The organism is Mailhella massiliensis (assembly GCF_020741395.1).
Taxonomy (GTDB): Bacteria; Desulfobacterota; Desulfovibrionia; order Desulfovibrionales; family Desulfovibrionaceae; genus Mailhella; species Mailhella massiliensis_A.
On record NZ_DYZA01000197.1, the window covers coordinates 1 to 8425 of the forward strand.

At 65.5% G+C, this 8425-nt stretch carries 6 protein-coding genes; all 6 read left to right on the forward strand.

Features of this window, described 5'->3' with window-relative positions:
- Nucleotides 1-227 precede the first annotated feature (227 nt).
- The 6 genes from dctP (at nt 228) to K8W16_RS09730 (ending at nt 8189) form a co-directional block, all read left to right on the forward strand.
- Nucleotides 228-1316 (forward strand): TRAP transporter substrate-binding protein DctP, encoded by a 1089-nt coding sequence (dctP, locus tag K8W16_RS09705; protein ID WP_304123043.1) that lies wholly within the window; start codon nt 228-230, stop codon nt 1314-1316.
- A 328-nt stretch (nt 1317-1644) separates the two neighbouring features.
- On the forward strand, nt 1645-2265 hold the full coding sequence (locus K8W16_RS09710) for a TRAP transporter small permease (RefSeq protein WP_304123045.1): 621 nt from the start codon (nt 1645-1647) through the stop codon (nt 2263-2265).
- 3 nt (nt 2266-2268) lie between these two features.
- Nucleotides 2269-3546: a TRAP transporter large permease gene (locus K8W16_RS09715; protein ID WP_304123048.1), complete on the forward strand. Its 1278-nt coding sequence runs from the start codon at nt 2269-2271 to the stop codon at nt 3544-3546.
- A gap of 99 nt (nt 3547-3645) precedes the next feature.
- Entirely contained in the window at nt 3646-4812 is a 1167-nt protein-coding gene (locus K8W16_RS09720) for a pyridoxal phosphate-dependent aminotransferase (protein ID WP_304123050.1), read from the forward strand.
- Nucleotides 4813-5535: 723 nt separating this feature from the next.
- On the forward strand, nt 5536-6912 hold the full coding sequence (locus K8W16_RS09725; protein ID WP_304123053.1) for an FAD-binding oxidoreductase: 1377 nt from the start codon (nt 5536-5538) through the stop codon (nt 6910-6912).
- A 2-nt stretch (nt 6913-6914) separates the two neighbouring features.
- On the forward strand, nt 6915-8189 hold the full coding sequence (locus K8W16_RS09730; RefSeq protein WP_304123056.1) for a (Fe-S)-binding protein: 1275 nt from the start codon (nt 6915-6917) through the stop codon (nt 8187-8189).
- Nucleotides 8190-8425: the final 236 nt, after the last annotated feature.

Sequence of the window (8425 nt, forward strand, 5' to 3'; positions counted from 1 at the left end):
CCTGATGCCAAAAATGTTCATACCTTTACAGCACCTTCCTCGATTTCTTGTGAAAAAATGCGGGATCTTTTTGAAAAATCCATACATTACAACAAGTTATATTTTATTTACTTATTGACAAAATCATAAGCCGGGCATAATCTGCCGAAAAAGCCGCCTTTCCCTGCGCCGCAACGGCGGGAAGGGATTCCCATTCACCTCAGCGCACGTTTCAGAGGGTTCCTGCCTTGAAAAAGCCCCTTGCCATTCTCCTGTCCCTGGCCATGCTCCTTGCCGGCGCTGCCGCCGCCGAAGCGAAGATCACCCTCAAGGTCGCCAACTCCGGCCCCGACACGCCGGAAAACCGCACCGTGTGCGCAGCCGACGTGTACACCGACATGGTGCGCAAGGCCACGAACGGCGAAGTGGAGCTTGTCTTCTACCATGCAAGCAAGCTCGGCGGCGAAGCCGAAGCCCTGGAAGGCATCCAGATGGGCACCATCGACATGGGCACGCTCACCAGCGGCCCGGCGGCCAACTTCGTGCCGCAGACCATGGTCTTCGATATCCCCTACCTCATCGGCAGCAGCCCCGCGGGCTGGGAATTCCTGAAGTCCGACTTCGTGAAGAAGCTCTCCGATGAATTCCTCAAGAAGACCGGCGTGCGCATCCTCGGCATCGCCGAGCACGGCTTCCGCCACTTCACGGCCAAGGGCGCCGAACTCAGGACCCCGGCGGACATGAAGGACCTCAAGATCCGCGTGATGGAGAACCCGGCCCACATGGCCATGACGCGCGGCCTCGGCGCTTCCCCCACCCCCATTTCCTACAGCGAACTCTACATGGCGCTCCAGCAGGGCGTGGTGGACGGCATGGAATGCCCCATCGCCAACATCCACGACTCCAAGTTCTATGAAGTGCAGGACAGCCTGGTGCTCGACGGCCATCTCTACGGCCCGCTCGTCATATTCATCAATGAAGACAAGTTCCAGAGCCTGACTCCCGCCCAGCAGGAAGCCCTGTACAAGGGCGCGGAAGCCTTCTGCATCGTGCATGCGGGCATCACCGCCGCAAGCGACGCCGCCGCCCTCAAGGACATGGCCGACAAGGGCATGAAGATCCACGAACTCTCCCCCGAGGAACTTGCCATGTTCCGCAACGCGGCCCAGCCCGCCGCCCTGGAAATCATCGCCAAGCGCATCGGCCAGGACTGGGTGGACGGCGCGGTCAAGGCCGCCTCTGAAGCCGAAGCCAAGGTCGCCGGCAAGGAACAGGCCCTCATGGACGAATGTATCCGTGAAGCCCAGGAAATGGTGAAGATAGCCCGCGGCCAGTAAGAAGGCTTCTTCCCGCTGCTCCCCTCCCCGGGGAATACGGCGGCGCACCCTCGGGCGCGCCGCATGCCCGTAAGCGCCCCGCGCACGGGCAGAAGCAGCACGCTTTCCGGGAAAGGTTCGCTCCGGGCCTTTCCCGGTTGTTTTGTCCCGCAACATCCGCACGGTCTTTTGACGGTGGCATCGTCCCCGACTTTTTCCTGTGCGGGCCTTAAGAGCCTTGCCGCCGCCCTCCTGAAAGGTGCGGCCCCGCCTTCACGGGCGGAACGGGAAGGCTTCAACAGGAGCCAGTGCTCCCCTTCTATTGAGGTTTACCTTAATGAAAAATGTCATGACGTTGATATCCTTCCAGATCAACAGGCTGACGGACTTTCTCATGAAAATCAGCCTGTGGCTGGGGATCGCCCTCTGCATTGTCATGGTCGCGGCCACGCTGGGCCAGGTATTCTGCCGCATCACCCATCTTTTCACCTTTGAGACCAGCGAGGAGATAGCCCGCTTCAGCATGTGCTGGCTGGCCATGCTGGGCAGCGCCGTGGCGCTTCGCCAGGGCAGGCATCTCGGCGTGCGCATCCTTGTGGACCATCTGCCCGCAGGCATCTACGACAAGTACCTCGCGCCCCTCATCCAGCTTGTGATGCTGGCCTTTTTCCTGCTCGTGGCGGTGAAGGGCTGGGCCTTTGCCATGCGCGGGGCCATGCAGGTTTCCCCGGCGCTCCAGCTGCCCATGATCTACCCCTACCTGTGCCTGCCTGTGGGCGGCGCGCTCATGGCGCTTTCCATGGTGGCCGACATGCTGCAGGACCGCTTCCCCACCAGCGCGGGCTCCAACGCGAGCATCGCAAGCTCGGTGATGGAAGATATGTCCGAAGTGGCCGCCGCCTGCGAGAACGCGCAGGACGCCCCCGTGTTCGACCCCCTCTCCGAGAACCGCGATAAAAGGCAGGATTAGTCCATGCTCGCCGTCATCTTTCTCGTATTCCTTGTCTCGCTGTTCCTCGGCGTGCCCGTGGCGCTCTGCCTCGCCTTCACCTCGGTGGCGGGCCTTCTGCTGCACGACACTTCCCTTCTTGTGGTGGTGCAGCGCATGTTCCAGGGCTTCAACTCCTTCTCCCTGCTTGCCGTGCCCTTCTTCGTGCTCGCGGGCGACCTCATGAACAAGTGCGGCATCACCCAGCGCCTCATCGACTTTTCCTACATGCTGGTGGGCCGCATCCCCGGCGGCCTTGCGCACTCCAATATCGCGGCCTCCATGTTTCTCGGCGGCATCAGCGGCTCCGCCGTGGCCGACGCCGCGGCCATAGGCTCCATCATGGTGCCCGGCATGATACGCAACGGCTACAACCCCGGCTTCAGCGCGGCCGTCACGGCCGCGGCCTCCACCATGGGCCCCATCATCCCGCCCTCCATCCTCATGGTCATCATGGGCGTGACGACGGGCATGAGCATAGGCGGCCTGTTCATGGCGGGCATCGTGCCCGGCATCCTGCTCGGCGTGGGCATGATGATCTACAGCTATTTCGTGGCCATACGCGAAAACTACCCCAGAGACCCGAACCCCCTCACCCTGGGCCGCTTCTTCCGCGAATTCTGGAGGGCCCTGCCCGCCCTCATGGCCCCCACCATCATCATGGGCGGCATCATGTTCGGCATCTTCACCTCCACCGAAGCGGCCGCCGTGGCCGTGCTCTACGCGCTCCTTCTCGGCATCTGCCAGCGCACCCTGCGCATGAAGGACCTCATCGAGGTGCTCGGCTCCAGCGTGCTCACCACGGCGGTGCTGCTGCTCATCATCGGCACGGCCAACGCCTTCGCCTGGCTGCTCGCCGCCGAGCAGATCCCCAACCAGCTCGCCGCGCTCATCCAGTCCGTCACCAGCAACAAGCTCATCATCCTCCTGCTTCTGAACATCCTTCTGCTTTTCGTGGGCATGTTCATGGAAGGCGGGGCGGCTATCATCATCCTCGCGCCCACGCTGCTCAACGTGGCCACGCAGGTGGGCATAGAGCCTTTGCACTTCGGCATGATCATGGTGCTCAACATGGCCGTGGGCCTGCTCACCCCGCCCCTCGGCGTGTGCCTGTTCGTGATCTGCGGCGTGACCAAGCTCGACCTCTCCTATGTGATACGGGCCGTGCTGCCCTTCATCGCCGTGGAGCTCGGCGTGCTCCTGCTCGTCACCTATGTGCCCGCCGTGTGCCTCGCCATACCGCGCATGCTGGGCTATCTCTGATCTTCCTTTCCGCTCCCGGCGAAGCCCCGCCGGGGGCGCCTTTTCCCGCCACAGAAGCCCCGGCCTTTGCGCCGGGGCTTCCAAACATAAGGCTGCACGATGAATACCACCTTGAGTTCCCACGTCACGCCGCTGCGCTTCAGCGTCATACGCAGCATGCTCGAAAGGGCCGCGGCGTATGACAACGTCATCTCCCTCAGCATCGGCGAACCGGATTTCGACACTCCCGCCTTCGTATGCGAAGCCGCCATGAAGGACGCGGCCAGGGGCTTCACCCACTACGCGCCCTCGCGGGGCGACGAAGAACTCCGCGCCGCCATACTCCGCGCGGAGCGCGCTAAGCACGGCATCGCCTGGGAGCAGGAAAACCTGCTCATCACCTCCGGGGCCATGCACGGCCTTCTCGCCGTGATGCGCACGCTCCTCGACGAAGGCGGCGAAGTCCTCGCGCCCGCGCCCTGCTTTTCCGACTATCAGGGCCATTGCGCCCTGGCCGGGGGCAGGCTCGTGCAGGTGCCCACGCGCTTTGAAGAGGGCTTCATGCCCACCCTTGAGGCCATGGAAGCCTGCGTGAGCGACAACACCCGCGCCCTGCTCATCAACTCGCCCTGCAATCCCTCGGGCATGGTGTTCGACGCCGCCACGCTGGACATGCTGGCCGGCTTCGCCCGCCGCCACGACCTTGTCGTCATTTCCGACGAAGTGTACGACAGCATCGTGTTCCGCGGCCGGGCGGAAAGCATCGCCACGCGGCCGGGCATGGCCGAGCGCACCGTGGTGCTGAACTCCTTCTCCAAGGCCTTCGCCATGACGGGCTGGCGCGTGGGCTACGCCCTCGGCCCCTCCTGGTTCATGAAGGAGATGGTCAAGGTGCTGAGCTATTCCGTGGCGAGCACCGGCACGCCGAGCCAGCGCGCCGCCCTGGCCGCGCTCACCGGGCCGCAGGAGGAATTCCTCTCCTTCCGCGAAGCCTACGCCCGCCGCACCGCCCTGGCCGCGAAAAGGCTGAACGCCATGCCCGGCGTGCGCTGCCTCGAACCGGCGGGCACCTTCTACCTCTTCCCGCACATCGACGCGGCAAAACCCGATTCCCTCGCCTTTGCCCTCGACCTTCTGGACAAGGCGCACGTCATCGTGGTGCCGGGCTTCCCCTTCGGGCCGGAAGAAACCGTGAAGGGCTGCGTGCGCCTCGCCTGCACCGTGAATGAGGAAAAGCTCTCCGAGGCCATGAACCGCATGGAAGCCTACCTCAGGGCGCGCGCGTAGGGCAGGGAAGCCGCCGGGAGCCGAAGCAGGGAGGCCTTCCCGGGAGCACGGGCGGACTTTCCCGCATCCGCAGAGCCGCCCCGGCGGGGCGGAACTTCCGGGAAAGGGCCAAAGGCGCGCCCACGGCAGGGCTCCGGGCAGGGAAGCCGCCTCGTCAGCCCGCCAGCCCGGGCCACCCACGGCGCTCAGGGTGCCGGGGCAACGGCCCGGAAGCACAGCAAAGGGCCGCCGGGGGCCGGGAGGCTCGCGAGTATACGTCGCGCGTTTGTGCCGCCCTGCCCGCGCCGACGCCCCAACGGCGCGGGAAATCCCAAGGCTGCGGACGAAGGCCCCCGGCGCGGCGGAGCGCCCGTGTTCCGGCCGCCCCTGCTCCCGGGGAAAGGAGGGCCCGCTACGTCCGCAAGAAGCCCGTGCGCGGGCGAAGGAAGAGGAAGCGGCGCAGGCCGCGCGAAGGGAAAACGCCCGAGAAAGCGCGATTCCCCGGCATCCCGCAGCCCCACGGCGCGAAGAAAAATCCGGGATGCACGGCGGCAAGGCCCGCTCCCTGCCGCCGGAGGGGGCATGACGCGATTCCCCCGCCGCCCGGGGGGCTTCACATCCGCCCCGCATGGGGGTAAGAACCTCCTCCGGGAAAAAACGGCCCGCCTGCGCGGAAGCTTCCGCACGGCGCAACTTCAGAACCCGCGGGCATGTCGCCCGTGAACCTACCATAAAGGAAAGAGCATGAGCCTGCCTTCCGACATTGCCGCAGAACTCAGGAATATTCTCGGCCCCGGGGGCTTTCTCGACGCTGAGGAAGACCTCCGCTCCTTCGCCTACGACCTTTTCGCCACCCACAGGCCCGACGCCGTGGCCCTGCCCGCCACGGTGGACGAAGCCTCGGCCGTGATGCGCCTGTGCAACCAGCGCCACGTCCCGGTGTATCCGCGCGGCTCGGGCACCAGCCTGGCCGGCTCCCCGGTGCCCGTCATGGGTGGGCTTGTGCTTTGCAGCTCGCGCATGAACAAGGTGCTTGAGGTCTCCGTCACCGACCGCCTTGCCCGCGTGCAGGCCGGGTGCGTCACGGGCGACCTCCAGAAGGCGGCGGCGGAAAAGGGGCTCATGTACCCGCCGAACCCCACCTCCTGCCTCTACTCCACCATAGGCGGCAACGTGGCCACCAACGCAGGCGGCGCGAGCGGCGCGAAATACGGCGTCACGCGCGACTATCTTCTCGGGCTCACTGCGGTGCTGCCCGGCGGGGAAATCGTGCGCATGGGCAACCGCTGCCAGAAGGACGTGACGGGCTTCGACCTGCCGCGCCTTCTCTGCGGCTCGGAGGGGCTTCTCGCCTTCATTGCGGAAGTCACGGTGAAGCTCATCCCCATGCCGGAGAGCATCCGCACGGCTCTGGCCTATTTTTCCGACGTGACGGAAGCCGGTTCCGTGGTGGCGGATATCGTGGGCCACCGCATCCTGCCCTGCACGCTGGAGCTCATGGACGGCGTGTTTCTGCGCACCGTGGCCGAAGTGTACGGCGTGCCCTGCCCCGAAGGCGCGGGCGCGGCCCTGCTCATTGAGGTGGACGGGCCGGACATGGTGCTGGAAGGCCAGATGAAGACCATCGAGGGCATCTGCAAAAAGCACAACGCCACAGGCATGGAATTTGCCGCAAGCGAAGAGGAGCGCGAAATACTCTGGAAGGCGCGGCGCGGGGGCACGGCGGCCCTGGTGCGCAAGGCCGACAGGCTGGTGACGCTCGACTACGCGGTGCCCATTTCCCTCCTGCCCCAGGCGCTCAAGCTCATGGAAAAGCTGGCCGGGGAACATAAGTGCAACGTCGTCACCATCGCCCATGCGGCGGACGGCAACCTGCACCCCATGGTGCTCTACAGCCCGGGCAAGCCGGAGGAGGACGCGGCCTACGAGGCCTTCTGCGACGCCTCCACCCGCGCGATCCTGGAGCTCGGCGGCACCATCAGCGGCGAGCACGGCATAGGGCTGGAAAAGAAGCAGTACATGCCCATGCAGCTCGGGGATGAGCAGATGCGCATCATGCGCGGCATCTGCCGCCTGTTCGACCCCTACGGCATCATGAATCCCGGCAAGCTGGAGAGATAGCCATGAAAGGCCCCACCTGCGAATACTGCGGCCGCTGCCTCAGCGTGTGCCCCAGCTACAAACATCATCTGGTGGAAACCTTCGGCCCGCGCGCCCGCATCGACCTTGCGCGCGCCGTGGCCGCGGGGGAGCTGAAGCCCGGGGAACGCTACCACGACGCCATAAAAAGCTGCCTTCAGTGCCTCGCCTGCACGGAGATATGCGGCAAGGGCGTGGACGGCGCGCAGATCATCCTCGACGCGCGCCTTGCCGAAGGCGACGGCAGGCTTACCCTGAAGCGCAGGCTGGAAAAGCTCGTCACCTGCTCCCTTCTGCCGCGGCGCGAGCTCATGCGGAAGATGATCCGCGCCTGCTCCTTTTTCCAGCACGTTTTCCCGCTGGATACGCGCGGCAGCATACGCCACCTGCCGGATGCGCTCTGCGGCGCGGCGGGCAAGAGAAGCATGCCCGACCTGGCGAAGAAATCCCTTTTCGAGATACTGCCCGAGCGCGTCATGCCGCCGGACAACGTGACGCAGGTGGGGGAGGCGGCGCTTTTCACGGGCTGCTTCGGCGGGCTGGTGAACGTGGAAGCCTCGCTTGCCCTGGTGAACGCCCTTGCCCTGCGCGGCTACACGGTGTTCATCCCCCGCGCGCAGTCCTGCTGCGGCGCGCCGGCCGAGCTCAGCGGCTTCAAGGAAGCCTTTGAAAAGGCCGAGGCGCACAACGCGGAAGTATTCGCCGCCTGCCCCGACATGCCGGTGCTCACGCTCTGCGCCACCTGCCACCGCACCCTTTCGCGGGAATACGCCTCCTCGGGCAGGGAACTTGCGGGCCGCATCACAGACGCCGCACTCTTCCTGCAGAGGCACGACGCGCGCACGGGCTTTGCCGCGCCCATGCCCGAAAAACTGCCCGCCGCCGCGCTCCTGCGCGTGCGCGAGCGCCCCGTGAGCGCGGCCGACCCCCTCGTGGTCGCCGTGCACGACCCGTGCCACTTCCGGCTCGACCCCCAGGTGGGCCGCGCCGTGCGCAGGGAGCTTGCCGCAAAGCCGTGGATAAGGCTCGTGGAGCTCAAGGACCCCGGCTCCTGCTGCGGCGGGGGCGGCGTCTCCAGCCTGAAGAACCCGGCCCTTGCCGACGAACTCGGCAAGGCGCGGGCCGTGGCCGTCATGGAAAGCGGGGCCGATATCGTCACCGCCCAGTGCCCGGGCTGCGTGCTCCAGCTCAACAATCACCTGAAGCGCCAAAAGGCCGACGCGAGGGCCTGCCACACCCTGGAACTCATCGGCAGGTAGGGGAACCTTGAAAAATATCAGGGCCGGGGGAAGACCCCGGCCTTTTTTGTATCTTCACGCCCTGCGGGAAGAGGGGATTCTCACGGCACGGCAGTTGACATCCTCCCCCGCCTGAAGTCGGGGGATTCCTATCGGTAGCGGCTCTAACGAGCCGCGCCATAGGCGGGTTCCTGATTCAACACGGGCGCTTGAGCCCTTCCCGCTCCACAGGCTGACACGGCCTGCCCGGCCGCCAG